Source organism: Deinococcus indicus, assembly GCF_002198095.1.
In the GTDB taxonomy this organism is placed as follows: Bacteria; Deinococcota; Deinococci; order Deinococcales; family Deinococcaceae; genus Deinococcus; species Deinococcus caeni.
The window spans coordinates 58,853-83,900 of sequence record NZ_NHMK01000025.1 but is presented as its reverse complement, the minus strand read 5'-3'; the positions used below and the strand labels follow the sequence as shown (position 1 = coordinate 83,900).

Sequence of the window (25,048 nt, the reverse complement as noted above, 5' to 3'; positions counted from 1 at the left end):
AACCCGTTTTTCTCCTACTCGCATCTGCTCGGATTGAAGGGGCTTTGCAGCTCCTTCAATCGGAGTCCGTATGACCCGCGCAGACGTGCTGGTGGTCGGCGCGGGCCTGGGCGGACTGGCCTTCGCGCAGGACGCCGCCCGCGCGGGCCTGCGCGTGGGGCTGCTGGACAAGGCGCGCGGCGTGTCCGGCCGGGCCGCCACCCGCCGCGTGACCCTGCCGGACGGGCCGGAGGTCCGCGTGGATCACGGGGCGCGCTTCTTCACGGCCCGCAGCGACCGCGCCCGCACGCTGGCCGAGGGTGGCGTGCGCGACGGCTGGAACGCCGTGTGGACGCGCGACGTGGCCCGCTGGCAGGCCGGGCAGGTCACGCCCCCCGACGATGGCCACCCCCGCTACGCGCCCCCGGCGGGCATGAGCACGCTGGGCCGCACCCTGGCGCGCGGACTGGACGTGAGCACGGGCGTGACCGTCACCAGCCTGGAACGCCTGGATGCCGCTCAGGGCGGCGGCTGGCGCGTACACTCGCGCGAGGGCCAGTCCTGGGAGGCACCGACGCTGATCCTGAACGTCCCGGCCCCGCAACTCCTGGCGCTGCTGGGTACCTTGGACCCCGGCAGCCATGACCCCGTCCCGGCCGTCCTGCGCGGCCACGCTTCCGGCGAGGCGGCGCGGCAGGCGGCGCAGGTCACGTACGACCCCTGCTGGGCGGCCGGCGTGATCCTGCGCCAGGACGTGCCCGCCCACTGGCGCGCCCTGCGGCCCGATCATCCGGTCCTGGAATGGATCGCCCGTGAGCACACCAAACGCCCGGACGGCGCGCCCCCCGCCCTGACGCTGCACGCCACGCCCGCCTGGACCCGCGCGAACCTGGAACGCACGCCCGAACAGGTGCTGCCGGACCTGCTGGCCGCCGCGCAGGACATCCTCGGCCCGCTTGACGCCGCGCAGGCCTTCGCGCACCGCTGGCGGTACTCCATCCCGGCCGTCACCGCCCCCGGCCCCTGCCACTGGGACGCCGACCTGAACCTGGGCTGGTGCGGCGACTGGTTCACGCCGGACCCGCACGGCCCGCGCGTGGAGAGTGCGCTGCTCAGCGGCTGGGCGCTGGCCCGTCGCCTCGTCGGCGCGTAAGACCGACTCCGATTGAATGGGCCGCAGAGCCCGCTGGGTCCGACCGGAGCGACTCGGAGAGCCGCCCCGCAGAGTGGGAACAGGGCGGACTGCCGTTTGAGCAATGGTACAGACACTGTTCCAGCGGCAGAGGGGACAGGCACGGAACACGTCTTCTGTCACGCCGTTCCTGCTCACCCCCTCCCAGCCTCCCCCCTCAAGGGGGAGGAGTAAGCACTGCCTGTTCATCGCTGGCCTGCCCGGAACACGACCGGGGTGCCAACGAAACAGTCGGAGTCCGGATCAGTCGGCGCTGACCGCCTCGCGTTCCGGCACGCCGGGGAGGCCCAGCATGGCGTGGACGCTGGCGCTCCAGCCGCCGTCGTCCAGGGTGCGCCAGTGGTGCGCCCACTGCCAGCGGCGGTAGGCGTCGGCGGCGGCTTCCAGGCCACCTGCCTCGTCCAGCAGGGGGTTGGCGGGCGGGGTGCCCAGGTGGTGGCGGGTCAGGCTGCCTTCCAGGTCCGCGAGGGTCCGGGGGCCGAATGCGAACGACACGCGGCCCTGGCCGGCCCAGCGGCGCAGGTCGTCCTCGGGCGGCAGGGCGTACAGGATCAGTTCGCCGCCGGGGTGCGCGTCGCCCGGCCCGGTCAGGGTGAGGCCCGGCACGTTGTCGCGCAGGTACGCGGCGACGGGGCCACTGGCGTGCGCGGCGGCGCCGGCGCGCAGGTGGTCCATGGCCGCTTTCGGGTTCAGGCGCGGGTAGGGTTGCGGGGCGGGCGGCGCGTCCAGGCGCAGGGTGGCGGGGGCACGCAGCGCCTGCCCGTGAAATTCCAGGCGGGTCTGGCCGCGCCACTCGCTGCTGACCAGTTGCGCGGCGAGGTCGCGTTCGCCGCCGGTGTCGTCGGTCTCGTCGAACTTGATGCCGCGCAGGCCCGCCACCTTGAACTGCAGGCTGTTGCCTTTCTTGCCGACCAGTCGGGTGTCGGTCAGGGTGTCGCGCAGGTGCCACAGCGGCAGCGGGTGGCCCTCCCCGAACGGTTCGAAGGTGGCGGCCTCGGCCAGCAGGTCCAGCGAGGCGCCCAGGCCGGGCAGCGGGGCGTCCAGGCGCACGCGGGGGTGCGGCGCGGGGAACTGCCGGGCGTACGCGTGAATGCGGTCCCGGAACGCGCCGATGTTGGCGGGGTCGATGGAGAACCCGGCGGCGCCGGGGTGCCCGCCGTAGCGTTTGAGCAGGTCGTGGCTGAACCGCAGGCCCTGCACGGCGCTGATGCCGGGCGTGCTGCGCACCGAGCCCTTGCCCTGCGCGATGATGTACACGGGCTTGTGGTACGTCTCGAGCAGTTTGCTGGCGACGATGCCCATCACGCCGGCGTGCCAGTCGGGGTGCGTGACGACCAGCGCCGGTTCGGCGGGGTCGGCGATGCTCAGGGCCTGCGTGAACATGTCGTCCTGCAACTTGCGGCGTTCCAGGTTCCGGATTTCCAGGTATTCGGCGAGGCGGGCGGCCTCGTGGGGGCTGCGCTGTGTGAGCAGGTCCAGGGCCACGTCGGCCTCGCCCATGCGCCCGGCGGCGTTGATGCGCGGCGCGAGAATGAACGCCACGTCCCGCGCGGTGGGCCGCCGGACCCGTCCGGCGTCCAGCAGGGCGCGCAGGCCCGGCAGTTCGGTGTCGGCCAGGGCGTCCAGTCCGGCGCGGACCAGGGCGCGGTTCTCCCCGATCAGGGGTGCCACGTCGGCCACGGTGCCCAGTGTCGCCAGGGCCGCGTAGGGGCGGGGTTCCGGCTGGCCGAGCAGGTCGTTCACGGCCCACAGCAGGTGGTACGCCACGCCGGCGCCGGTCAGGTTGTGCAGGTCGTGGTCGAAGTCGGTGGTCAGGCTGGGATGCACGACCAGCGCGTCCGGGAATTCGTCGCCGGGCGCGTGGTGGTCGGTCACGATGACCTGCGTGCCGTGGTCCAGCAGCGCGCGGATCTCGGCGTGGTTGGTCACGCCGCAGTCCACCGTGACGAGCAGGTCGCAGGCGGCGGCGTGTTCCGGCACGCGGTCCGGGTGAACGCCGTACCCCTCGTTCAGGCGGTGCGGGATGAAACCGTGAACGTCGGCGCCCAGGTCACGTAGACCCAGGACCAGGGTGGCGGTGGCACTCACGCCGTCCGCGTCGTAGTCGCCGTGGATGCGGATGCGTTTGCGCTCGCGGATGGCCTGCACGATCCGCCCCGCCGCCTCGCGCAGCGCCGGGTTGGGTGTCAGGGTCAGCGGCGGGTCCAGCAGTGCAGGGCTCAGGCCCCGGCCGCTCAGGACCTGCGCCAGCGGCGGTGAGACCCGCCAGCGGCGCATGGTGTCCAGCAGCGCCTCGCGGCTGGCTGGCGGGGCCAGCAGCCACTCGGTGGGCGGCGTGGTGGTGGGCGTGCGGCGGGTCACGCGGGCTCCTGCTCGGCCGGCTCGGAGGTCAGGGGCAGCATGGCGCCCAGGCGGGCCTGGAGGGTGGCGGTCAGGCGGTCCTCCGCCGCGCGGCGTTCACGGGCCTCGCGCCGGCGGCGCTGGCGTTCGCGCCACAGGCCGGGCAGCAGCAGCAGGGCCATGAAGGTCGCGCCGAGCAGCAGGAACAGGCTAACGCTCACGCCCACCGAGACGGTCAGTTCGCCCCGACCGAACGGCAGCGGCAGGCGCACCAGGGCGGGGTTCTCCAGCGCGAACAGCGCCAGATAGACGCCGATACCGAGCAGTAACAGCACCTGAAGGAAGGAAACGAGGCGCATAACCGTCAGTCTAGCGCGTGCAGGGCGGCGCGAAAGGAAGCCCGGACCTTCCCCCGGAATCGGACGGGGGAATGGCACAGGGGCGGCCCCCGTGGTGGGAGCCGCCCCTGCTGGCTGCGATCCTGGTATCAGGTCGCGGTGGTGGTCAGGTTCAGAAGAAGAACTTCACGCCGGCTTTCGCGCCGAGGTTGAAGCCGCTCTTGTCGGCGGTGGCCAGACCGGTGCCGTACCCGTTGTTGCTCAGGTAGTACTTGCCGTTGCCTTCGACGTAGGCGGAGATGCTGTCGGTGATGCGGTAGTCGGCACCCAGGACGGCGTTCACGTACACGTCGGACTCGTTCTTGGTGACGTCGCCACGCTTCTGGCTGCTCGTCAGGCCCAGACCGGCGCCCACGTAGGGGGTCAGGTTGCTGCCGGTGCTGACGTCGTAGGTGGCGCTGACGTCGCCGCTGATGGCGTTCCAGCCGGGCTGGTAGTCACCGGCGACGCGCACGCCGACCGGGCCGATCACGTTGCTCTTGCCGATCACGGCGCCGCCGCTGAAGCAGTAGCCGACGGCCGTGTTCTTGCCGTCCACGCTGCGGCACTCGGAGCCGGTACCGGCGCCCTTCACGCCGCCGTTGATGCCGACGTACAGGTCACGCTGGGCAGCGGTGGTGGTCGGGGCGGTGTCGCCGATCACGACGGTGCCGGTCGCGGGGGTGGTGGGGGTGGTGGTCACGGTGCCGCTGGCGCTGGTCCCGGCGGGGCCGGCAGGACCCTGGGGACCGGCAGGGCCGGCGGGGCCAGCAGGACCGGCGGGACCCTGGGGGCCGGCGGGGATGTTGCGGATGGCCGCTTCGAGCGCGTCGATGCGGGCGGTCATGGCGGCGGTGTCGGTGCTGGCGGCGCCGGCGCCCATGCCCTCGATCTTGGCTTCCAGGGCGTCGATGCGGGCCTGCTGGTCGGCCGTGAGCTTCTCGAGGTCGGTGACGCGGCTGGCGATGGCGGCCAGCTCGGTGCTGACTTCCTGCATGCCGTTGGCGACGGCCGTCATGTCCTGCTGGCTCAGGCCGCAGTTGCTGAGGGCGCCGGTCTGGAGGGCGCGGTAGAAGATCAGGGCCGCTTCGTAGCGGGTGAGGTTCTGGTTGCCGCGGTAGGTGCCGTCGGGGTAACCCTGGATCAGGCCGCACTGCACGATCCGGTCCACGGCGTCCTTGGCCCAGTGGCCGGCGGGCACGTCACTCAGGGTGACCTGTGCGGGGGCGGCGGTGGTGGTGGCGGTCTGGGCGCTGGCAGCGCCGAGGCTCAGGGCCAGGGTGGACGCGATGATCAGTGATTTGCGCATGATGTTCTCCTTGGTTCGTTCGGCTGCGGAAGGGGGACCCTGGGGCCGCACTCTTCTTCGCTTTCCTGACGTTCACCGTAGGCAGCGGCGGTGAGTGCTTTGTGAACTTCTGTACGGTTGCCCTTGGGGTCAGCTGCCGTTTATGTGACCAGGGATTGATTTCGTCCCTACGTGAGCGTCTGATGACACCAGGGTCATTTGAGGTGAGAGGGACGCAGCCCGTGGTGGACGCCAGAGTCGGGCATTTCGTGAGAAGCCTGTCGAAACGCCAATGCATCCGCCTCATGAGGGGATTCTCATGGCCTGTAGGGACCACCCGGCCGGTCCGGACGGGGAAAGCGCCCCTTATACTCCGCGCATGAGCCAGATTCATGTTCGCGCCCAACCCGGAGACGTCGCCCCCTACGTGCTGCTGCCCGGCGACCCCAACCGCGCGCGGTACATCGCGCAGACGTACCTGGAAGGAGCGCGCGAGTACACCAGCCACCGCCAGCTGCTGGGCTTCACCGGCACGTACCAGGGCGTGCCGGTCAGCGTGCAGACGACCGGCATGGGCTGCCCCAGCGCCGCCATCGTCACCGAGGAACTCGCGCGGCTGGGCGCCACCACCCTGATCCGCGTGGGCACCCTGGGCGGCGCGACCCCCAGCGTCGCGCCGGGCGACCTCGTGATCGCCACGGCCGCCGTCCCGAACGACGGCACCACCCGCCAGATGCTGGGCGGGGCGCCGTACGCTCCGGCCGCCAGCTTCGAGGTCGTGGAGGCCAGCGTGAAGGCGGCCCGCGCGCACGGCGCCCCGCACCACGTGGGTCTGGTCATGACCGAGGACGCCTTCTACGCCAGTACCCCCGAGCACGCGCGGCTCTGGGCGGGCCGGGGCGTGCTGGGCTTCGAGATGGAAGCCAGCGCCATCTTCCTGGTGGCGGCGCAGCGGGGCCTGCGGGCCGCGTGCCTGACCGCGTGCAGCAACGACATAGGCGACCCGCAGCTGGTGCCGGACGAGGTGCTGGCCGCCGGGGTGGACCGCATGGTGCGCGTGGCGCTGGACGCCGTGGTGACGCTCGCCACGAACGACGCCAGCTGACCCCGCCCGGTCGGCTGCGGGGCGTTCCCGGAGGGGCGGGGGCAGCCACGACGTGAACAGTGGCCGCGTGGGCTGTGGCAGGATACTCCCATGACCCAACTCGACGAACTGGAATTCGACAACGTGCAGATCGATCAGCATGGCCCCATCGCCGTGCTGACCGTCAACCGCCCCCGCGCACTGAACGCCCTGAACGCCGACACCCTCTCGGAGATCGCGCAGGCCGTGAACATGATCATCGAGGACGCCGAGGTGGGCGCCCTGATCATCACGGGCGGCGGCGAGAAGGCCTTCGTGGCGGGCGCGGACATCAGCGAGTTCGGCGACCTCGAAGGCGTGTACGACGGCCGTGAACTGGCGCTGGCCGGGCAGGACGTCATGCACCAGATCAGCAGCCTGCCCATCCCGGTGATCGCGGCCATCAACGGCTACGCGCTGGGCGGCGGGCTGGAACTGGCGCTCGCATGCGACGTGCGCGTGGCCTCGGCGGGCGCCCGCCTGGGCCTGCCGGAGACGGGCCTGGGCCTGATTCCGGGCTTCGGCGGCACGCAGCGCCTGCCGCGCCTGATCGGCACGGGCCGCGCGCTGGACCTGATCCTCACGGCCCGTCAGGTGAAAGCCGACGAGGCGCTCGCCATGGGCCTCGTGAACTACGTGGCCGACAACGCCCTGACCAAGGCGCGCGAGGTGGCCGAGGCGATGCTGAAAAACGCCCCGATCGCCGTGTCGCTGGTCAAGGAGGCCGTGCGGCGCGGCATGGACACCACCCTGGAAGGCGGCCTGGAGATCGAGGCGGACCTGTTCGGCATGACGGTCGCCACCAAGGACTTCCGCGAGGGCGTGGACGCCTTCCTGAACAAGCGCCCGGCGGAGTTCCAGGGTGAGTGAGCCGGGCGGCCCCTCCGACGGGAAGGGCAACCCCCAGAAGTTCCGCCTGAGTGTTGAGAGCGGCGTCGTCCGCGACGTGACCGGCCGGAACGAGGCCCCGTCCGCCACCCCCAACGCGCAGCGGGTCGTGGAATTCACCACGCCGCGCGCCAAGCTGATCGAGGAGGCCAACCAGGCGATCCGCGCGGACCTGGAAGCCTTCCCGCGCGCCCTGGCCGCCTACGAGGCGCTGCGCGGCGACCCGGAAGCCCTGGCGCACTGGGACATGGCGAACTACATCACCATGCGCAAACTGGGCTACAACGACCACGGGCGCGTCCACGCGTTCATCACGGGCGCGGCAGGCATGGCGATCACGGAACTGTTGATCGAGGGCGGCGTGAAACCCGACCTGATGGACAGCGGCGTGGGCGACGCGGACGACGTGTTCCTGACCGTGATTCTGGGCACCATGCTGCACGACATCGGCAACCAGATTCACCGGGCGGGGCACGAGGCGCACGGCGTGGCGCTGGCCCTGCCGATCCTGGACCGGATCATGGGGCCGCTGTACCCGGACCCGTTCAAGCGCACCAAGGTCCGGTCGTTCATTCTGGGCGCCATCAACTGCCACGACCTGAACCCGGCCCCGCTGACGGTCGAGGGCGGCATCGTGGCCGTCGCGGACGGCACGGACATCACCAAGGGGCGCGGCCGCAAGGCGTTCAGCCTGGGCAGCGTGGACATCCACTCGATCAGTGCGCTGGCCGTGGATCAGGTGGTCATAGAGAAGGGCCGCGAGAAGCCGGTGCTGATCAGCGTGACCATGAACAACTCCGGCGGCATCTTTCAGGTCGAGGAGATCCTGGCGCCCAAGGTCATCCGCACGCCGCTGCGCCGGTTCGTGGAACTACGCGCCACGACCCGCCCGCAGGGCGACGAGCAGATCCTCTCGCGGGTCCGGCTGGACGGCGACCACTTCGTGATGGACCTCGAGAGCGGCGAGCGGGTCGAGGTGGAAGTCATGGACTCGCAGAAGCAGGCGCAGCAGGCCGTGGCCGAGAACCTGGGCCTGAGCAGCGACAGCCGCTGACCTCACGCAGGAACGCCCCGACCAGATCACCGGCCGGGGCGTTCCTGCATGGAGGGGTTATTTCTCAGTGCCGGGCAGGGGGGTCGTGCGGGGCGGGCCGCCGTCCACACCGCCGCTGCGCTGCGCGCCCTCTCCCCCACTGGCGCGGCCCTCGAGGTCGCTGTCGCCGTCGTTGTTCGGGGTCCCCTGCCGGTCCTCGAAGTCGTGGCCGCCCAGCACGCCGTCATTGAAGCCCGGCTGGTCGTTGGGGTTGGTGCCGTCCGCGTCGGCCGCGCCGCGCAGCAGGCTCTCGGCCGCCATCTTGTCCTGGAGCAGTTCGCCGGTGGTGCCGTCGTCGCGCACTTCCCCGTCCGGGGCGTAGTCGGAATCGTTCTTGCGGGTCATGTGGGCAGCGTACCCGGCCCCGCGCGGGGGCAGGTGGGGAGCGGCGCGAGGACTTCTTCATGTCCGGCCTCATGTGCCCGCCCCACGCCTGCCGGGCAGCGGCGCGGCGTCACATGCACGGTCAGGTCCGGACGCTCTATACTTGACTGTCTATGACGAAAGAACGCATCACCATGACCCAGCGCGGGTATGACAAACTGCTCGAAACCCTCCACTTCCTGAAAACCACCAAGCGGGAGGAGATCTCCGAGAACATGGGGCGCGCCATCGCGGACGGCGACCTGCGGGAAAGTGCGGCCTACGACGAGGCCCGCATGCAGCAGTCCGAGAACGAGGCCCGCATCTCGGAACTGGAAAGCCAGCTGGAACGCTCGGTGATCATCGAGGAGGACAGCAGCGGCGGCGCCGGCCTGGGCGCCAAGGTCACGGTGAAGGACGCCAAGGGCAAGGAGCACCGCTTCGAACTCGTCGGCACCTACGAGGTCGACGTGCTCAAGGGCAAGATCAGCGACGCCAGCCCCATCGGCAAGGCCCTGGCCGGCCGCCGCGCCGGCGAGAAGGTCACGGTGCAGCTGCCCAAAGGCACCGCCGAGTTCGAGATCCTGGCCGTCGACTACTGATCCGGACGGCCGTTCGGTTCGCTGACACTCCGGAACTTCACCGCCCCTGCCGGCTTCACGTCCGGAGGGGCGTTTCTCTCTTTCACGCTTCGCCCGGACAGTCCGTATGCCCCCGCATCCCCGGCCCACGGGAACGCCCCGGTCCCCTGAGGGCCGGGGCATGTTCATGCGCCCAACGTCAGGGGCGGGGTTTCAGCGCCGGTATGCGCAGTCCTCCCCGCCCGTCCCAGCCCTTGAACGCGTAGAACCGTCCGGGCTCCCCTGTCTTCAGGAAATCGCTCAGGGGCTCACGCATGGGCGGGGATTCGATCAGGTCCAGCGCCTCCTCCGGGGTGCAGAAGCGGGCCTCGACGATGAAGCCGTCCGGGTCGGCGGGGTTCAGCAGACCGTCCCAGGTGGCCTCGAACGCCACGGCGATGGCCCGTTCGCCCCGGCGTTCGTCCTCGATGTGAACGGTGTACGCCATGTGCTTGATGCCCGTGAGTTTCAGGCCCGTCTCCTCGAAGATCTCGCGGTACAGCGCCTCCGGGAGGGTCTCGCCGGGTTCCACGACCCCGCCGGGCAGGGTGTGGCGCACGCGGCCGTGGCCCTGCCAGTCGTTCCCGACCAGCAGGACCCGCCCGGCGCGGTCGCGCAGGATGCCGGCGGCGACCAGCAGGTCACGCCGCGCCATGCTGCCCCTCCTGGCGCTGCATGTCCATGAGTTGCAGTTCCCGCTGCGCGCGCGCCAGGGCCGCCACGACCGGCGCGAGGTTCCCGGCGATCACGCTGTCGAGCGGGTGGTTCTTGCCCTCGCCCTCGAGGCGGTGGTCGGTCACGCGGTTCTGCGGGTAGTTGTACGTGCGGATCTTCTCGCTGCGGTCGCCGCTGCCGACCTGCGCGGCCCGCTGCGAGCGTTCGCGTTCCTCGCGGGCGGCGCGTTCACGTTCCGCGAGGCGTGACGCGAGGACCACCAGCGCCTTCTCGCGGTTCTTGATCTGCGAGCGGCCGTCCTGGCAGACGACCATGATCTCGTCGGGCGTCCCGGCGCGGTACACGGCGCGCACGGCCGAGTCGGTGGTGTTCACGCCCTGCCCGCCGGCGCCCTGCGAGCGGAACACGTCGATCCGGACCTCGGACAGGTCCAGTTGAACCTCGGCCGCCTCCGCCTCGGGCAGCACGGCGACCGTGACGGTACTCGTGTGGATGCGGCCCTGACTCTCGGTGGCGGGCACGCGCTGAACGCGGTGAACGCCGCGCTCCCAGCGCAGCGCCCGGAACGCGCCGTCCCCCGTCACCTCGGCCACGACCCGGCTGGCGCCGCCCAGGTCGCTCTCGTTGGCGTCCAGGACGTTCAGGCGCAGGCCCGCGCCCTCCACGTAACGGGTGTACATGCGCAGCAGGTCCATGACGAACAGGCCGGCCTCCGCGCCGCCCGCCCCGGCGCGCAGTTCCAGGATCACGTCCTTGGAGTCGTCCGGGTCGGTGGGCAGCAGCAGCACCACCAGTTCGGCTTCCAGTTCCGTCAGGCGGGCTTCCAGGGCCGGGATCTCGCCGGCGGCCAGTTCCCGCATGTCCGGGTCGCCCAGCAGTTCGCGGGCGCCGTCCAGGTCGGCCTGCACGCTGTCACGTTCGCGCAGCAGCGTCACCAGCGGCAGCAGTTCCCGGTGGCGGCGGGTCAGGCGGGCGTACTCTCGGGGGTCGGCCAGCGCGGCCGGGTCGCCCAGGGCGCGCTCCACCAGACCGAATTCGGCACTCAGTTCAGTCAGGCGGGCACTCATGGCCGGACCTGACGCCCGGCCCAGGGTGGGCACAGGCGAAGCGGACGGAAGATGAACACGGGAAACATGCACGCAGTCTAGCGTCCCGCCCTCTGAGCCACTGATGTGGAACCCTGAACCCCTTGGGCGTTTCAAATGAAAGGCTTCACGTTCAACGGACACCGCCCGGCACCACACCTATCCCGCCCCCCCGGCGCGGCGCGGGCCGGGCGCTACAGTCGGGCGCATGAGAACCGTGACTGTGGGCATGCTCGGCTGTGGCACCGTGGGGCAGGACGTCCTGAACCTGATCGAACGCCGCGCGGCGATCTTCGCGGACCTGGGCGTACGGATCGAGGTCGTGGGCGTGCTCGTGCGCGACACGGCCCGCGAGCGCCGCATTCCGGCCGGCACGCCCCTGACCACCGACCCCGCCTTCCTGCAGGAGTGCGAGGTCGTGATCGAGGCGATGGGCGGCGTGCAGCTGCCCATGACCATGCTACGCCCCTACCTGCGCTCCGGGCGGCCCGTCATCACGGCGAACAAGGCGCTGCTGGCCGAATGCTGGGACGAACTGCGCGATCACGCCCTGAACGGCAAGCTGTACTACGAGGCGTCCGTGATGGCCGGCACGCCCGTCATCGGCCCCATGAGCACCGTGCTGCGCGCCAGTACCTTCACGCGCCTGCAGGCCGTGCTGAACGGCACCTGCCTGTACATCCTGACCCAGATGGAAGGCGGCAAGGACTACGCGCAGGCCCTCGCCGAGGCCCAGGCGCTCGGGTACGCCGAGGACCCGCCCACCCTGGACGTCGGCGGCTTCGACACCGCGCACAAACTCACGGTCCTGGCCCGCTTCTGCGCCGACGGGAACTTCCGGTACGACCGCGTGCAGGTGCAGGGCATCGAGCACATCACCCAGGCCGACATCCAGGCGGCCCGCGCGCGCGGCGAACGCATCAAGCTCGTCGCGGAACTCGAATCCGTCGGCGGCGAGTGGCAGGCCCGCGTCGCCCCGCAGTCCCTGCCGGACACGCACCCGCTGTGCACCGCCGGAGCCAGCCGCAACGCCATGGTCTACGAGGGCGAGGAATGCGGCACCCTGATCTTCGCCGGGGGCGGCGCCGGCGGCATGGTCACCGCCAGCGCCATGGTCGGCGACCTGCTCGACCTGCTCATCGGCTTCCCCGGACACGTCCCCCTGCACTGAACCCCACCGCACCGAACCGGCCCCTCCACCGGGGGCAGGAACAGCAACAGCGGGGAGCGTCGGCGTCAGCCCTCGCTCCCCGCTTCTCGCTGGTGGCTTCAGCGGCCGCAGGTCCTACGGATTGCGTCTGTTTCGCTGACACCCCGGAACCCCTTGTTCTCCCACTCTGCGAGGCAGCTCTACGAGTCGCTTCGCCCGGACCCAGCAGGCTTTGCAGCCCATTCAATCGGAGTCTGCATCACTCCAAGCCCGCATCACTCCTCGTCGCGGTCGTCCTCGTCCTCGTCGAGTTCCACGTCGTCCACGTCCTGATCGTCGGCCCAGTCCTTCAGGACGTTGGTGCGGCGCAGGTCGTCGCGGGGCGCGGCGAGACGGGCCTGGGCGCGGTCCTCGCCACTCATGACGCCCTGCGCGCGGCCCAGGACGGGCAGGTCGCCGGGCTCCTGCCCGTAGCGTTCGGCGAGGTACGCGGCGACCCACGCGCCGAAGTACCACAGGGCCAGCGCGGCGGGGTAACCGACAGCGCCGTCCGGGTACGGGACGTGGATGATCTCGTCGATGCGGCTCTCGAGGATCTCGCGGGCGAGCAGCAGGGTGTCGTCGGCGTCGCCGAGGATCAGGGCGACCTTGGCGTCGCCTTTCTCGTGCTGCGCCTCGAACGCGCCGGTCACGAAGGGCAGCGGGTCGCCCAGCACCGGGACGCTCAGGGTCTTGCCGGTGCGTGCCAGCAGCTGCTGCCACGCGTGCGGCAGGGCCTCGGCTTCAGGCGCGGCGAGCAGCAGGGGCGTGCGGCCCCACAGGCTCCAGGCGAGGTCGCGGGCGGGGTTGTTCTCGGTGACGTGCGGGGCGCAGCGCGCGGCGAGGTCGGCGATCAGGGCGTCGGCGGCGGCGGCCTCGTCGCTGTGGCCGCTGGCGTGCGCGACGAACTGCGCGAAGTGGTACGTGGCGAGCGGGCCGCCGGGCACGAGCACGTCGATCTCCTCGGGGGTGCCGCCGGTGGCGACGCGGCGGGCGTTCGCGCCGGCCACGACCGCCAGGTCGGCGTAATCGGTGGCGAGGGCGCTGGCGTCGGGGCTGCCGAGCACGAACTGCGTGCCGCCGCGCGTGAGGCTGCTGGCGATCAGCGTCTGGGCGATGGCGGCGGCCAGGGCGCCCTCGCCCACGCCGACCAGGCCGTAGGGAGCCTCGTCGGGGCGGGCGGGACCGGCGTACGAGCCGGGCAGCGTTTCGAGCAGGGTCAGGAGGGTGATCGGGGCATTCATGCGTGACAGCGTACAGGGCGAGGCGGGGGCGGGTGGGAACGCAGCGCACGGTCAGGGGCACGCCCGCCGCCCGGCCGGAGCGGGAAAAAGAGTGCCGCAGACGCCGTTTCCTGCTTCACGCCCGCTTAATCTTGCGTGCTAGAATCCGGCGCGTGCGACTCCAGATCATCCCGTCAAGGCGCCCGCGCGTGACGGGCGGACCCCTGAACAAAAACACCACCCTTGCGGGTGGCGTTCATGGAACTTCTGTGGTGCACTCGACTGGACTTGAACCAGTGGCCTTTGGCTTCGGAGGCCAACGCTCTATCCACCTGAGCTACGAGTGCATAGCTCGCGTACCCTAGCACTTCGCATGAAGGAGATCAAGTGAACAAGAAGAAGATCGTGAACGTCATGCTGGGCGTTCTGGCCCTGCTGCTCGTCGCGGGCATGGCGTTCCAGTTCACCCCGAACGTCGGGGAGCTGTTCAACCGGCAGACCGGCACGCCCGCCCTGACCGTGAACGGCACGACCGTCACCGTCGAGGAACTCGAAGCGGCCCGCCGCGCCAACCCCGTCCTGGCCAGCACCGATACCGGCGTGCTGGGCGACGACTTCAAGACTTTCGTGGTGGCGCAGCAGGTGCAGCAGACGCTGGTCCGCAACGCCGTGAAGGACATCCGCGTCAGCCGCGCCGACGTGGCCGCCAAGGTCAAGGAGGTCCGCGAGGCCAACCAGCTGACCGACAACAAGGCCTGGACGGACGCCCTGCAGGGCGCCGGTCTGACCGACAGCTCGTACCGCGAGCAGGTCCGCCAGAGCCTCGCCATCGAGCGCCGCGTCGAGGAGATCAAGAAGGCCGTGCCCGCCGCGACCGACGCGGAACTGCGCGCGTACTACGACCTGAACACCGAGAAGTTCCAGACGGACGCCCGCATCCAGGCCCGTCAGATCGTCGTGGCCGACAAGGCCAGGGCGCAGGCGCTGCTGAAGCAGGCGCAGGGCGGCGCGGACTTCGCGGCCCTGGCCAAGGCCAACAGCAGCGAGTTCGCCGACCGTGGCGGCGCCCTGGGTCCCGTCGAGAACGGCGCGCCGCGCCCGGTGGCGCAGGTGGCGCTGCCCGCCGAGGTGGGCGCGGCCGCGTTCGCCCTGACCAGCGGCGGCCTGACCGACGTGATCGAGAGCGGCGGTAAGTTCTACGTCGTGAAGGTCGAGAAGTACCTCGCGCCCGCCCCGAAACCCTTCGCGGAGGCCCGCAGCGACCTCGTCACGGCCGTGAACGAGCAGAAGAAGAACGCCGCCGTGGAAGCCTGGGTCGCCGACCTGGAAAAAGACGTCAAGGTCGAGTTCAAGGACCTGAACTGGAAGGTCGAGGACCCCACCGTCGCGACCGTCGCCGGGAAGAACATCCCGTACTCGAAGGTGATCGAGCAGGTCGTGAACAACCAGCAGTTCACGGCGCTGCTGCAGCAGGTGGACCCCGCGCAGGCCGCGCAGCTCGTGAACTCCATCCTGAAACCCCAGGTGACGCAGCAGCTGATCGCCGGGTACGCCGCGCCCACCCTGGTCGAGCGCCTGAAACTGAACCTGACCGGCACGCAGCAGGAACTGACGGCCGGCATCACCGCGTACGGCGCGCGGAACGTGAAGGTCACGGACGCCGACATCAGCAGCTTCTATGCCGAGAACCGCGAGCAGTTCCAGACGCCCGCCAGCGGCACGGTCCTCGAGGCGAGCTTCAAGACGCAGGCGGCCGCCCTGGCCTTCCGCAACAGTTACGGCGGCCAGACGGACTTCGCGGCGGCGGCCGGCAAGGCGGGCGGCACGGTCAGCGAGCGTGGCAGCGTCACGGCCGGCGACGGCAAACTCAGCGAGGAGCTGAACGCCGCCGTGTTCGAGGCCCGCAGCCTGCGTGACGCGGGCGAGGGCAGCCTGACCGACCCCGTGAAGATCGGCGAGCGGTACTCGGTGGCGTTCGTGACGGACCTGAAACCCGCCGCGACCCAGCCGCTGAGCGCCGTGCGCGACCAGATCGAGTCGCAGGTGCTGGCCCAGAAGAAAGGCGAGGAAGGCCAGAAGTTCCTGGATTCCCAGGTGGCCAGCCTGAAAGCCAAGAACAACCTGCAGGCCGTGCTGGCTGCCCAGCAGAAGCGCGTGGACGCCCAGACGCCCAAGGCGCCGCCCGCCGAGGATGCCAGCGGCGAGGAAGGCACCAGCAGGGACAGCGCCGCCGAGGACAACGCCGCGCCCGCCACGCAGGGCGAAACCCCGGCCGCTCCCCCCGCCGACCAGTAATTCGGACTCGGATTGAATGGCTTGCACAGCCGTGTCAATCCAGCAATCCAGACTGTGCCCTGAGAAAGCCTCGCCCCGCGCGGGGCTTTTTCATGCCGCCTGCTTTTTGTGGGCGCCGCCCGCTAGAATCACGGGGTTATGCCGCGTGTCTTTTCAGGAATCCAGCCGACCGGCGAGCCTCACATCGGGAATTACTTCGGGGCCATGCGCAACTACGTGCGGCTGGGCGAGGAGTTCGGGAAGAACTCCATCTACTGCGTGGTGGACCTGCATGCCATCACGAACCCCGCGTCGTTCGAGCCGGGCCTGCTCGCGCAGCGGACCTTCGAGATGGCGCTGGCGAACTTCGCGGTGGGCCTCGATCCCAGCCGGGTCACGTTCTTCGTGCAGTCGCACGTGCCCGAGCATCAGGAACTATCGTGGATCTTCACGACCCTGACGCCGGTCGGTGAGCTGGAACGCATGACGCAGTACAAGGACAAGTCCGAGCAGCTGGAGAGCGTCCCGGCGGGCCTGCTGATGTACCCGGCGCTGATGGCGGCCGACATCCTGCTGTACAAGGCGGACACCGTGCCGGTCGGTGAGGACCAGACGCAGCACATCGAGCTGACGCGCGAGATCGCCCGCAAGTTCAACCACGCGTTCGGTGAGACGTTCCCGGAACCGAAGGCCGTGTACGAGAAGCAGGCGCTGCGGATTCCCGGCGTGGACGGCAACGGCAAGATGGGCAAGAGCAAGGGCCCCGGCAGCACCATCGGGATTCTGGAGCCGCTGGACGCCATCTGGCAGAAACTGCGCGTGGCGCCGACCGACCCGGCCCGCGTGCGCCGCACCGACCCCGGCAACCCGGACGTGTGCCTGATCTTCGATTACCACAAGCTGTTCAGCGACCTGGAGACGTTGCAGACCGTGGACGCCGGGTGCCGCACCGCCGGGATCGGCTGTATCGACTGCAAGAAGACGCTGCTGGCCGGCATGACCGAGCACCTGAGCCCCATTCACGAGCGGGCCGAGGCGCTGAAGGCCGACCCGGACTTCGTGCGTGACGCGCTCGCGCAGGGCGCGAAGGAAGCCCGCGCCGTCGCGCAGCCGATCATGGAGGAAGTGCGCGGGAAGGTCGGGTTCCTGAAACTCTGAGCGCCGTTTCCCCTTCACCCGTGACCGCCGCTCCTGCACTGCCCTCGCCCACCCCGCCGCCCGTGACCGGGGCGGGGTTCACCGCGCAATTGCCGGCGTTCACGGGCAGCCTGACGGACCTCGCCTCGGCGCTGAGGTCCGGGCGGGTCGGGCCGGGCGAGGTGCCGCTGCTGCGCCTCACGCGGGACGTGCTCGCCTGGGCGCAGGCCGTGACGGGCAGCCCCCTGAGCGCCTCGCCGGACCTGCTGCCCACCCTGGCGGCCGTGATCGCCCTGAAGGCCCGGCTGCTGCTGCCGCAACCCGACACGGACGACCCCGAACCGGACGGCGACTGGCCTGAGCCGCTGGATGACGTGCTGGAAGGCGTGGAGGCCCTGGCGGAACTGGACGCCCTCGTGGGGTTCCTGGCCGCGCGCCGCCGCGAACGCGAGGGCCTGATTCCCGCCCGCGCCGTGCCCGTGACCCTCCCGCGCCGCGAGCGGCCCCGCAACCCGCAGGGCAGCCTCGCGAAGCTCGTGAAGGCCGCGCAGAACGCCGTGCGGCAGGTCGAGGTGCCCCTGCTGGCCCGCGACCGCCTGACCCTGGCCGACGCGCTGGGCGCCCTGCGGGCCTTCGGGACGCGCCTGCGGACCTTCACGTTCCGGGGCATTCCCGCGCAGGACTGGGGCGAGCAGACCACCTACTTCGCCGCGCTGCTGGAGGGCGTCAAGGAGGGGAACTTCAGCGTGCAGCAGGACGAGGCCTACGGGGACATTCAGGTGCAGTCCCACCTGCGCGAGGCCAGCGACCCCGACTGATCCGGACTCCGATTGAATGGGTTGCAAAACCCGCTGGGTCCGAGCGGACTCGTAGAGCTGCGCAGCAGAGCGAGTAGGAGAGGGGCGGGTTCCGGGCGTGGAGCTGGCAGGGGCGGCGATGTTCCGGGTTGTCGGCGAAACAGACGGAATCCGTATGAGCCGGGGGGCGGAGGTCAGTGGGCCAGTTGCGCCTGCACCGTCCCGGACGCCGGGTCGAGCGTCACGGACGGCCAGGGGTTCGGCGTGCGGTCCGTGCGGATGTCGATGCGGTAGGTCGCGCCGGGTTCCAGTGTGACGGGCGTGACCACCCCGCCCCGCAGGACCGGTTGCGCCGCCCCGCCCAGCGGCGTGACCGTGACCGTCACGCGCCGCACCTCGTCCAGCAGCGCTTCCGGCACCGAGTCGATGGGGTCGGCGCTCACCTGTCCGTCCGTGATGCGCACCCGCAGGTCCGCGTAGTACGTCAGGAGGTCGGCCTCGGGCAGGAACGCGGCCAGCGCGGCCGTGAACGTGGGCGCCCAGACGGTCACGGTCCAGCGTTCTGCGGTCACGCGCAGGTCCGGGCAGTTCAGGGCGTAGTCCGGCGGGACGCTCCCGGCCGCCGCGCCCGTCCCGTACTCCAGGATGCCCATGGCCCCCACGCGCGGCGATGCGGCGCAGATCGCGGCCTGCTGCGCGTCACTGAAATCCGTGAAGTCGTTCGGAATCACGGACGAGGTGGGCACGCACCCGACCAGTCCAAAGGCGCCCGCCACCGCCACCGCTGCCTGCATCCACGCCGAACGCCGCTGCCGTCGCTTCATGCTGCCCTCCCCCGGACCCGCCGCACATGGTGGGCGCGGCCGGACCTGAGCAGACTTCACCCTATCCGGCCGGTCATTTCAAGGGGGCAGCAGGAGCCCAGATCAGGTGCGCGCGAATTCGACGGCTGAGCGCACCTGCTCGTCCGAGGGGCGCACGCCGGTGTACAGCACGAACTGCTCCAGCGCCTGCAGGGCCACGACCTCCAGCCCGGTCACGACGGGTTTGCCCTGCCGCCGCGCCTCCACGATCAGCGGCGTCTCGCTGGGCAGGGCGACCACGTCGAACACCGTGCCCGCGCGGGCGATCTGCTCGGGCGTGAAGGCCAGCGTGTGCTCGTCCGGGCCGCCTGCCATGCCCAGCGGCGTGACATTCACGAGCAGGTCGCCTTCCTGAATGTCGGGCGTGGTGGGGTGCCAGTCCCAGCCGCAACGCGCCGCCAGTTCCCGCCCGGCCCCCTCGTTGCGGGCGACGATCACGCCGCGCGTGAAACCCGCGTCCCGCAGGGCGCTCGCCACGGCCTTCCCCATGCCGCCGCTGCCGCGCAGCACCACCCGCGCGTCCCGGTCCAGCGCGTGCCGCTCGATCAGCAGCTGAATGGCGGTGTAGTCGGTGTTGAAGGCCTTCAGGTGCCCGCCCGTGTTCACGATGGTGTTCACCGACCCGATCGCCGCCGCCGAGGCGTCCAGCTCGTCCAGCAACGGAATCACCGCCTCCTTGAACGGCATGCTGACCGCGCAGCCCCTCACGCCCAGCGCCCGGATACCCGCCACGACACCCGTGATGTCCTGCACGCCGAACGCCTTGTACACGAAATCCAGCCCCAGCGCCGCGTACAGGTGGTTGTGAAAACGCGTCCCGAAGTTGCTCGGGCGGGCCGACACGCTCATGCACAGCGTCGTGCCCCGGTTGATGTCCAACTTGCTCGCGCCGGACGCCACCTCAGCCCTCCAGTCCGAGCATGAGGTTCAGGTTCTGCACCGCCGCGCCGCCCGCGCCCTTCCCGAGGTTGTCCAGCCGCGCGACCAGCAGCGCCCGCTCGCCGTCCGCTGACGGGTACACGAACAGCTCCAAGTCGTTCGTGCCGTTCAGGGTCTGCGGGTCGAGCACCTCCGGATTGTCGCTCAGGTCGAACACGCGCACGAACCGCTGCCCGGCGTAGTGATCCTTCAGCGCCGCGTGCAGGGCGTCCGGCGTGGTGCCCAGTTCGCGCAGGTGCAGGGGGATGGTCACGGTCATGCCCTGCGCCCACGCGCCCACGTTCGGTGTGAAGATCGGCGTGCGGGTCAGCCCCCCGTAGCGCATCGTCTCGGGAATGTGCTTGTGCCCCAGCCCCAGCGCGTAACTCAGGAATGCGCCCTTCATGGGGTGATCCTCGCCCTTCTCGTGCGCGTCCACCAGCGCCCGGCCCCCACCGGTATAGCCGCTATACCCCTGAATACTGACCGGGAAGTCCGCCGGGATCAGGCCCGCGCCCGTCAATGGGGCCAGCAGCGAGATCGCCCCAGTGCTGTAACAGCCGGGGTTCGCCACGAACCGCGCCGCGCGGATCGCGTCCGCCTGCCCAGCGTTCAACTCCGGGAAGCCGAACACCCACGCCGGATTCACCCGGTGCGCCGTGCTCGCATCCAGCAGGCGCGCGGCCGGGTTCGTGGTCAGCGTGACCGCCTCGCGTGCCGCGTCGTCATGCAGGCACAGGATCGACACGTCCGCCGCGTTCAGCAACTCCGCCCGCGCGTCCGCATCCTTGCGCCGCGCCGGGTCGATGCTCAGCAACTCGATATCCGACCGACCCTCCAGCCGGGAGCGGATCTGCAGACCGGTCGTGCCGGCCTCACCGTCAATAAATACCTTGGGGACTGTCATGCTTGATTCTCCATCAGAGACTGAGTGACCTGCGCGTGCAGGCGTTCGAAGGTCATAGCCAGGGACGTTCCGGGTTTCAGGTGCGTCCAGAGGTCCGGGGTCATGGGCACGATGCGGATCACGCCGTGCCCGCCTCGCCCGATGACCTCCGGGTCATGGTTCTCCCACCACGCGTATGCATTCACCGGCTCTCCGGCCCGCTGGAAGCTGAAGACGCTGCCGTCCATCGCGCCCACGTTGTCCCCGAATCGCCGGTAGATGAATGACGTCGTCCGGTCCTCCGGCAAATGGAGGCGGGCGAGCAGGAACGGCGCGTCACGCATGGCCCACCCCGTAGCACAGCTGCACGAGGCGTTTCAGGTCGCCCTTGGCCGGGTCGCCCTGCTCGATGCGGTGCACGAGTTCGGTGGGCGTGAGCCACTGCGCGCTGCTGAAATCGTCCGGATTGAAGGCGGGCGGGTCGTCGCGGCGCAGTTCGTAGACATGCATGAAGGCGCTCAGGCCGTCGCGCGGTCCGAGCTTGGCGATCTGCTGCCAGGGGAGGTCATTCACGTTCAGGTTCAGTTCCTCCTGCGTCTCGCGGCGGAAGGCCTGCTCGTAGGTTTCGCCGTGTTCGACGTGCCCGCCGACGCTCATGTCGAGGCAGCCGGGGAACAGCCGTTTGTGCGCCGTGCGGCGCGGAATCCACAGCTGACCCGCGCGGTTGATCAGGAAGGCGTTGATGACGCGGACGGTCAGGCCGCGCGCGTAGGCGTCCTCGCGGGTGGCCTGACCGATGACCTCGTCGTGCCCGTTCACGACGTCCAGCCACTCCGTGACCTGCGTCACGCGGTCCACTCGGCGGCCAGGACAGCGTAGAGGGCGTCGTCGGTCCATTCGCCCCGGTGCCGGTAGCTCTGGAGGCTGGTGCCCTCGTGCCGGAAGCCCAGGCGGGTCAGCAGCGCCGCGACCGCCCGGTTGCGCGGGTCGATGCTGGCGTGGACGCGGTGCAGGCCCAGGTCGGTGAAGGCGTGCGTGATGAGGGCGTGCAGGGCCTCGCGGGCGTACCCGTGCCCCTGGGCGTGGCGGGCGAGTGTCACGCCGACTTCCGCCTGCGGCCCCTGCATGTTCAGGCCCACGTCCCCCAGTAGTTCACCGCCCGTCAGCGTGACGGCGCGCTGCACCCAGCCGAGCGCTCCCAGCGGCGCGTCCGTCACGAGCCCCGCCACGGAGTCCGGCGTGGCGGGCAGCGGCCAGCCCTGATACCGGGCGACCTCCGGATCGTTCCGGTAGGCCAGGACACGCGGCAGGTCGTCCGGCGTCAGGGGCCGGAGGGTCAGACGGGACGTGTGCAGGATGGTCATGGGGTCAGCGTGCCAGAGAAACGGGCGGGCGCGCATCCGCGTGACGGCAGATGCGCGCCGCCCCAGTGGTTTACCAGCGGGGTTTGAGATCGCCCATGAGGTGGTACATCAGGGCTTTCTGCGCGTGCAGGCGGTTTTCGGCCTGATCGAACACACGGCTCTTGGGGTGTTCGGTGGCCTCGGGGACGGTCTCCTCGCCGTAGTGGGCGGGCAGGCAGTGCAGGAAGATGCCGTCCGGCGCGATGGAGTCGAGCATCTCGGGCGTGACCTGATAGCCCTGGAAGGCGCGGCGGCGGATGTCGGCCTCGGCCTCCTGGCCCATGCTGATCCACACGTCGGTGTACAGGACGTCGGCGCCCTGCACGGCGGCGAGGTCGTTCGTGAGGGTGATGTTGACTCCGGCGCGGACGGCGTCCATGAGGACTCCGGCGTTCGGTTCGTAGCCGACGGGGGTGACGACGGTGACGTCGGTGCCGGTCAGGATGCCCATGTGGATGTGGCTGTTGGCGAGGTTGTTCCCGTCGCCGATGTACACGACGCAGCGGCCGCGCAGGTCGGTGCCGAATTCTTCCTCGATGGTCTGGTAGTCCGCGAGGAGCTGCGCGGGGTGCAGCATGTCGCTCAGGCCGTTGATGACGGGGACGGCGGCGTGCTGGGCAAGTTCCTGGAGGGTCTGCTGGAGGTACACGCGGCCCATGACGGCGTCCACCCAGCGTTCCAGGTTGCGGGCAACGTCGGACACGCGTTCGCGGGTGCCCAGGCCGATCTCGGTGTTGCTGAGGGTGATGGCGTGCCCGCCGAGCTGGTACATGCCGACGTCGAAGGTGGTGCGGGTGCGCAGGCTGGCCTTCTCGAACACCAGCGCGATGCTGAGGCCCGCCAGGGGTTTCACCGCGCGCCACTCGCCGCGTTTCATGGAGTGCGCGGTGTCCATGACGGCACGCAGTTCAGTGGCGGTCATGTCGAGGTTGCTCAGGAAGTCCCGCCCGGCCATGACGGGTTTCGGGAGGGTGTCCGGAGTGAGCAGCACGGGCGCAGCGGCCACCGGGGCTGCATCTTTTTTCGCGGCAGCCTTGCGCGCCGCCCCGGTTTTCTTCGGAGCGGCGCCGGCCTGGGCCTGGGTTTTCTTCGTCTTGGCGACTTTCGTCATAGGCGAGGAGTATACCCGCTCCGCGTCAACGCAGGATCACGCCGTCCGGCAGGCGCATGAATATGCATTCCGGATGACTGGACATGCAGACAGGGTGTGGGAAAACTCTGTGCTCCCACACCCCACTGCCTCCCGCTTCCCTTACCTCGTTTCGGTCAGGGTGTAGCTGCCGCTGCCGGAGTAGGCGTACACGCGCCAGCGGTACGTGCCGCTGGTGGCCGCGTAGGTGATCGCCTCGGTGCTGGTGCTGCCCTCACTGGCGGCCACCTGGGTCCAGGTGCTGCCCGAGAGCTTCTGCAGGTACAGGTCGAAGTCGGTGCCCGCAGCGGCGCTCAGGTTGCCCTTCAGGGTTCCGCCTGCGTAGCTGAAGCCGGCGGTGCCGGGCTGGTAGGAGTTGCCGCGGCTGGCGACGGTGCCGGTGTACGTGGTACCGGGCGGGGTGGTGCCGCCCACCGTGACGAACACCGCCGACACCGGGCCGTACGTGCCGCTGTTGTTGCGGGCGCGGACGTAGACGGTGTGTTTCCCGGCGCTGAGGCCCGCCACGGACACGGTGGCGCGCACGGCCTCGGTGGCGGCATTGAAGGTGCCGTCGGTGGCGGTCATGGCGGTGGGTGTCCCGCCGGCCCAGGGGGGCGTGTCGATGAAGTACTCCGCGCCGGTAATGGTGCGGGTGGGTTCGGCGCCGTTACTGGTGTTGAAGCGGGTGTTCGTGGCGCTGGCACTCAGGGTGAACGTGCCGCCCGTGGCGACGCTGGCGGGCGCGCTGACGCTCACGCTGTCCGGGCCGCTGCCCAGCTGGTACGGCGCGCGGGCCACACGCAGGGCGTACAGCAGGGCCGCCTGGTTCTGCGGGAGGATAGTGCCGGTAAAGGCGCTGCACGACTCGAAGAAGGCGTTGCCCAGCTCGAAGGTGTACGACGCGACGCCCAGCTCCCCGTACGCGAAGTCGTTCGTGGTGCCGCTGGTGGGGTACAGGCCGATGGACTGCTCGGGGGTGTACCCGTTGAAGAAGGCCAGTTTGCGGCCCAGCGATTGCAGCGCCACGCCGTTCGGGGCGACCGTGTTGGTATCTCCCCACGGCCACAGGACCAGCTTGGAGTAGCTGTGAATGTCGATGTACACGCCGGGCGTGCTGGCGGGCGCGGCGTCGGTGCGGGCGGGGCCACGGCTGTCGGGGAAGGCGTCCCGGATGAGGGTCTGGAGGTTCTGTGTTTCCGGTTCGGAGGCCGCCCCCACGCCCCGGTACGTCTCGTTGCAGGGGTCGGTGCTGGACCCGCCGGTGCCCCAGGCGTAGTTGAAGTTGCGGTTCAGGTCCGCGCCAAACAGGCCGTTCCCGCAGGCCTGGGTGTCGTTCGCGTTCTTGCGCCACGACGCGCCCGCCTCGGCTTTCTTGCGGCCGTCCGGGTTGCTCTGGAGGACCAGCCAGACTTCCTGCGTGTCCAGCATCCAGGTGACGTCGGCGTCCCGGCCGTAGTTCGCGAGCAGGTACTCCGCGAAGCGGGTGGCGAGTTCGGCGGGCGTGTACTCGCGCGCGTGGATGGACGCCGTGATCAGCAGGCGGGGTTTGGTGCCCGTGACGCTCCTGTTGGTCAGCTTCAGGACGTTCATGTCGTACCCGCCGCGCCCCTTGCTCTTCAGCCACGAGGACCCGAAACTGCTCCAGCTGGCGAGGTTCGGGTACTGCGCGACCAGATTCTGCGCGCTGGTGTACGTCTCCTCGACCGTGCGGTAGCAGGAGTAGCCGTTGATGCTCAGGGCCCCCAGCGGGGTTTTCAGCGAGGCGCTGTGCCGCTGCGTTTCCCTGGCGTCGATCTGCACGGTCCAGCCGCGCGTCAGGCCGGTCACGCGCAGGCGTTCGAAGTCTTCCTTGCCGACGTCCAGCAGCACGAAGCCTTCCTCCAGGCTGCCGCCGACCGGTTCGAAGGTCTTCACGATGTCCAGCCAGTCGCGCGGCGTCCTGAACTCGATGCGGGACACCACCACCGGGTTCTGCTCGAAGGTGCGGCACTCGTCGGCGCTGGCGACCAGCGTGCCGGTCCCGGCGGGCGGGGTGGCCGCCACGGGCTGCGGCGCCTGCGAACAGGCTCCGAGCAGCAGGGACGCACTCAGGATCAGGGACAGGGCCGGGCCGTTCGTGAATCGCTTCATGGGACCTCCGGTGAAGGCACGCCAGAAACAGCCCGGTGGGGGCGGCAGGCAGCGTGCGGGTGAATTGGTCGGT

General features: G+C 70.2%; 24 protein-coding genes and 1 tRNA gene. 9 read left to right on the top strand and 16 right to left on the bottom strand.

The features are described 5' to 3' along the window. Positions 1 to 70: 70 nt before the first annotated feature. A complete protein-coding gene (locus CBQ26_RS16120) occupies positions 71 to 1,132 on the top strand; it encodes an NAD(P)/FAD-dependent oxidoreductase (protein WP_088249661.1) in 1,062 nt (353 codons plus the stop codon). Positions 1,133 to 1,414: 282 nt separating this feature from the next. On the opposite strand, the gene CBQ26_RS16115 is transcribed toward CBQ26_RS16120, so the two are convergent. The 3 genes from CBQ26_RS16115 to CBQ26_RS16105 all read right to left on the bottom strand — a co-directional run bounded on the left by CBQ26_RS16115 (position 1,415) and on the right by CBQ26_RS16105 (position 5,197). Then, positions 1,415 to 3,448, bottom strand: coding sequence for a single-stranded-DNA-specific exonuclease RecJ (locus CBQ26_RS16115; protein ID WP_088249735.1), 2,034 nt, complete (start codon positions 3,446 to 3,448; stop codon positions 1,415 to 1,417). Between the two features lie 80 nt (positions 3,449 to 3,528). Continuing rightward, positions 3,529 to 3,870 (bottom strand): lipopolysaccharide assembly protein LapA domain-containing protein, encoded by a 342-nt coding sequence (locus CBQ26_RS16110; protein ID WP_088249660.1) that lies wholly within the window; start codon positions 3,868 to 3,870, stop codon positions 3,529 to 3,531. Positions 3,871 to 4,021: 151 nt separating this feature from the next. After that, on the bottom strand, positions 4,022 to 5,197 hold the full coding sequence (locus CBQ26_RS16105) for an S-layer homology domain-containing protein (RefSeq protein WP_088249734.1): 1,176 nt from the start codon (positions 5,195 to 5,197) through the stop codon (positions 4,022 to 4,024). 358 nt (positions 5,198 to 5,555) lie between these two features. Here CBQ26_RS16105 and CBQ26_RS16100 point away from each other — a divergent pair, with 358 nt between their 5' ends. The 3 genes from CBQ26_RS16100 (at position 5,556) to CBQ26_RS16090 (ending at position 8,241) form a co-directional block, all read left to right on the top strand. Next, entirely contained in the window at positions 5,556 to 6,281 is a 726-nt protein-coding gene (locus CBQ26_RS16100; protein ID WP_088249659.1) for a phosphorylase family protein, read from the top strand. Between the two features lie 90 nt (positions 6,282 to 6,371). Beyond that, a complete protein-coding gene (locus CBQ26_RS16095) occupies positions 6,372 to 7,169 on the top strand; it encodes an enoyl-CoA hydratase-related protein (protein ID WP_088249658.1) in 798 nt (265 codons plus the stop codon). Positions 7,170 to 7,245: 76 nt separating this feature from the next. Then, on the top strand, positions 7,246 to 8,241 hold the full coding sequence (locus CBQ26_RS16090; RefSeq protein WP_373297104.1) for a phosphohydrolase: 996 nt from the start codon (positions 7,246 to 7,248) through the stop codon (positions 8,239 to 8,241). A 57-nt stretch (positions 8,242 to 8,298) separates the two neighbouring features. Here CBQ26_RS16090 and CBQ26_RS16085 read toward each other — a convergent pair whose 3' ends face one another. Then, positions 8,299 to 8,625 carry a hypothetical protein gene (locus CBQ26_RS16085; RefSeq protein ID WP_088249656.1) on the bottom strand — a complete coding sequence of 109 codons (327 nt, stop codon included), beginning with the start codon at positions 8,623 to 8,625 and terminating at the stop codon, positions 8,299 to 8,301. Positions 8,626 to 8,777: 152 nt separating this feature from the next. Here CBQ26_RS16085 and greA point away from each other — a divergent pair, with 152 nt between their 5' ends. Beyond that, positions 8,778 to 9,245, top strand: a complete 468-nt coding sequence (gene greA, locus CBQ26_RS16080) for a transcription elongation factor GreA (protein ID WP_088249655.1) — start codon at positions 8,778 to 8,780, stop codon at positions 9,243 to 9,245. A gap of 178 nt (positions 9,246 to 9,423) precedes the next feature. On the opposite strand, the gene CBQ26_RS16075 is transcribed toward greA, so the two are convergent. Continuing rightward, positions 9,424 to 9,918, bottom strand: coding sequence for an NUDIX hydrolase (locus tag CBQ26_RS16075; protein WP_088249654.1), 495 nt, complete (start codon positions 9,916 to 9,918; stop codon positions 9,424 to 9,426). Continuing rightward, entirely contained in the window at positions 9,905 to 11,005 is a 1,101-nt protein-coding gene (prfA, locus tag CBQ26_RS16070; RefSeq protein ID WP_088249653.1) for a peptide chain release factor 1, read from the bottom strand. The genes CBQ26_RS16075 and prfA overlap by 14 nt, the downstream gene beginning before the upstream one ends. A 226-nt stretch (positions 11,006 to 11,231) precedes the next feature. Here prfA and CBQ26_RS16065 point away from each other — a divergent pair, with 226 nt between their 5' ends. Then, on the top strand, positions 11,232 to 12,194 hold the full coding sequence (locus CBQ26_RS16065; protein ID WP_088249652.1) for a homoserine dehydrogenase: 963 nt from the start codon (positions 11,232 to 11,234) through the stop codon (positions 12,192 to 12,194). 254 nt (positions 12,195 to 12,448) lie between these two features. Here CBQ26_RS16065 and CBQ26_RS16060 read toward each other — a convergent pair whose 3' ends face one another. Then, complete coding sequence (locus CBQ26_RS16060) at positions 12,449 to 13,456, bottom strand: SIS domain-containing protein (protein WP_088249651.1); 1,008 nt, start codon at positions 13,454 to 13,456, stop codon at positions 12,449 to 12,451. 249 nt (positions 13,457 to 13,705) lie between these two features. After that, positions 13,706 to 13,782, bottom strand: a tRNA-Arg gene (locus CBQ26_RS16055). Between the two features lie 40 nt (positions 13,783 to 13,822). Between CBQ26_RS16055 and CBQ26_RS16050 the strand changes: the two genes are divergently transcribed. The 3 genes from CBQ26_RS16050 (at position 13,823) to CBQ26_RS16040 (ending at position 17,664) form a co-directional block, all read left to right on the top strand. Next, positions 13,823 to 15,730: a peptidylprolyl isomerase gene (locus CBQ26_RS16050; protein ID WP_088249650.1), complete on the top strand. Its 1,908-nt coding sequence runs from the start codon at positions 13,823 to 13,825 to the stop codon at positions 15,728 to 15,730. Positions 15,731 to 15,868: 138 nt separating this feature from the next. Beyond that, complete coding sequence (trpS, locus tag CBQ26_RS16045) at positions 15,869 to 16,867, top strand: tryptophan--tRNA ligase (protein ID WP_088249649.1); 999 nt, start codon at positions 15,869 to 15,871, stop codon at positions 16,865 to 16,867. Positions 16,868 to 16,887: 20 nt separating this feature from the next. Further along, positions 16,888 to 17,664, top strand: a complete 777-nt coding sequence (locus tag CBQ26_RS16040; protein ID WP_229843934.1) for a segregation and condensation protein A — start codon at positions 16,888 to 16,890, stop codon at positions 17,662 to 17,664. A gap of 173 nt (positions 17,665 to 17,837) precedes the next feature. Here the strand turns inward: CBQ26_RS16040 and CBQ26_RS16035 are convergent, their stop codons facing one another. The 8 genes from CBQ26_RS16035 to CBQ26_RS16000 form a co-directional block, all read right to left on the bottom strand. Then, positions 17,838 to 18,467 (bottom strand): hypothetical protein, encoded by a 630-nt coding sequence (locus CBQ26_RS16035; RefSeq protein ID WP_143342175.1) that lies wholly within the window; start codon positions 18,465 to 18,467, stop codon positions 17,838 to 17,840. A gap of 102 nt (positions 18,468 to 18,569) precedes the next feature. Then, positions 18,570 to 19,406 carry a shikimate 5-dehydrogenase gene (locus tag CBQ26_RS16030; RefSeq protein WP_229843933.1) on the bottom strand — a complete coding sequence of 279 codons (837 nt, stop codon included), beginning with the start codon at positions 19,404 to 19,406 and terminating at the stop codon, positions 18,570 to 18,572. 1 nt (position 19,407) lies between these two features. Beyond that, positions 19,408 to 20,331: an N-acetyl-gamma-glutamyl-phosphate reductase gene (argC, locus tag CBQ26_RS16025; protein WP_088249647.1), complete on the bottom strand. Its 924-nt coding sequence runs from the start codon at positions 20,329 to 20,331 to the stop codon at positions 19,408 to 19,410. Further along, on the bottom strand, positions 20,328 to 20,654 hold the full coding sequence (locus CBQ26_RS16020; RefSeq protein ID WP_088249646.1) for a hypothetical protein: 327 nt from the start codon (positions 20,652 to 20,654) through the stop codon (positions 20,328 to 20,330). Before CBQ26_RS16020 ends, argC begins: the two co-directional genes overlap by 4 nt. Next, on the bottom strand, positions 20,647 to 21,168 hold the full coding sequence (locus CBQ26_RS16015; protein ID WP_244898061.1) for an NUDIX hydrolase: 522 nt from the start codon (positions 21,166 to 21,168) through the stop codon (positions 20,647 to 20,649). Before CBQ26_RS16015 ends, CBQ26_RS16020 begins: the two co-directional genes overlap by 8 nt. Further along, a complete protein-coding gene (locus CBQ26_RS16010; protein ID WP_088249645.1) occupies positions 21,156 to 21,674 on the bottom strand; it encodes a GNAT family N-acetyltransferase in 519 nt (172 codons plus the stop codon). Before CBQ26_RS16010 ends, CBQ26_RS16015 begins: the two co-directional genes overlap by 13 nt. A gap of 70 nt (positions 21,675 to 21,744) precedes the next feature. Beyond that, a complete protein-coding gene (argF, locus tag CBQ26_RS16005; RefSeq protein WP_088249644.1) occupies positions 21,745 to 22,824 on the bottom strand; it encodes an ornithine carbamoyltransferase in 1,080 nt (359 codons plus the stop codon). 141 nt (positions 22,825 to 22,965) lie between these two features. Then, positions 22,966 to 24,975: a M14 family zinc carboxypeptidase gene (locus CBQ26_RS16000; protein WP_088249643.1), complete on the bottom strand. Its 2,010-nt coding sequence runs from the start codon at positions 24,973 to 24,975 to the stop codon at positions 22,966 to 22,968. Between the last annotated feature and the right edge of the window lie 73 nt (positions 24,976 to 25,048).

Coding starts and splice junctions, on each gene's coding strand:
- CBQ26_RS16120 (WP_088249661.1), top strand. CDS start 71: ATGACCCGCGCAGACGTGCTGGTGGTCGGCGCGGGCCTGGGCGGACTG.
- CBQ26_RS16115 (WP_088249735.1), bottom strand. CDS start 3,448: ATGCGCCGCTGGCGGGTCTCACCGCCGCTGGCGCAGGTCCTGAGCGGC.
- CBQ26_RS16110 (WP_088249660.1), bottom strand. CDS start 3,870: ATGCGCCTCGTTTCCTTCCTTCAGGTGCTGTTACTGCTCGGTATCGGC.
- CBQ26_RS16105 (WP_088249734.1), bottom strand. CDS start 5,197: ATGCGCAAATCACTGATCATCGCGTCCACCCTGGCCCTGAGCCTCGGC.
- CBQ26_RS16100 (WP_088249659.1), top strand. CDS start 5,556: ATGAGCCAGATTCATGTTCGCGCCCAACCCGGAGACGTCGCCCCCTAC.
- CBQ26_RS16095 (WP_088249658.1), top strand. CDS start 6,372: ATGACCCAACTCGACGAACTGGAATTCGACAACGTGCAGATCGATCAG.
- CBQ26_RS16085 (WP_088249656.1), bottom strand. CDS start 8,625: ATGACCCGCAAGAACGATTCCGACTACGCCCCGGACGGGGAAGTGCGC.
- greA (WP_088249655.1), top strand. CDS start 8,778: ATGACGAAAGAACGCATCACCATGACCCAGCGCGGGTATGACAAACTG.
- CBQ26_RS16075 (WP_088249654.1), bottom strand. CDS start 9,918: ATGGCGCGGCGTGACCTGCTGGTCGCCGCCGGCATCCTGCGCGACCGC.
- prfA (WP_088249653.1), bottom strand. CDS start 11,005: ATGAGTGCCCGCCTGACTGAACTGAGTGCCGAATTCGGTCTGGTGGAG.
- CBQ26_RS16065 (WP_088249652.1), top strand. CDS start 11,232: ATGAGAACCGTGACTGTGGGCATGCTCGGCTGTGGCACCGTGGGGCAG.
- CBQ26_RS16060 (WP_088249651.1), bottom strand. CDS start 13,456: ATGAATGCCCCGATCACCCTCCTGACCCTGCTCGAAACGCTGCCCGGC.
- trpS (WP_088249649.1), top strand. CDS start 15,869: ATGCCGCGTGTCTTTTCAGGAATCCAGCCGACCGGCGAGCCTCACATC.
- CBQ26_RS16035 (WP_143342175.1), bottom strand. CDS start 18,467: ATGAAGCGACGGCAGCGGCGTTCGGCGTGGATGCAGGCAGCGGTGGCG.
- argC (WP_088249647.1), bottom strand. CDS start 20,331: ATGACAGTCCCCAAGGTATTTATTGACGGTGAGGCCGGCACGACCGGT.
- CBQ26_RS16020 (WP_088249646.1), bottom strand. CDS start 20,654: ATGCGTGACGCGCCGTTCCTGCTCGCCCGCCTCCATTTGCCGGAGGAC.
- CBQ26_RS16010 (WP_088249645.1), bottom strand. CDS start 21,674: ATGACCATCCTGCACACGTCCCGTCTGACCCTCCGGCCCCTGACGCCG.
- argF (WP_088249644.1), bottom strand. CDS start 22,824: ATGACGAAAGTCGCCAAGACGAAGAAAACCCAGGCCCAGGCCGGCGCC.
- CBQ26_RS16000 (WP_088249643.1), bottom strand. CDS start 24,975: ATGAAGCGATTCACGAACGGCCCGGCCCTGTCCCTGATCCTGAGTGCG.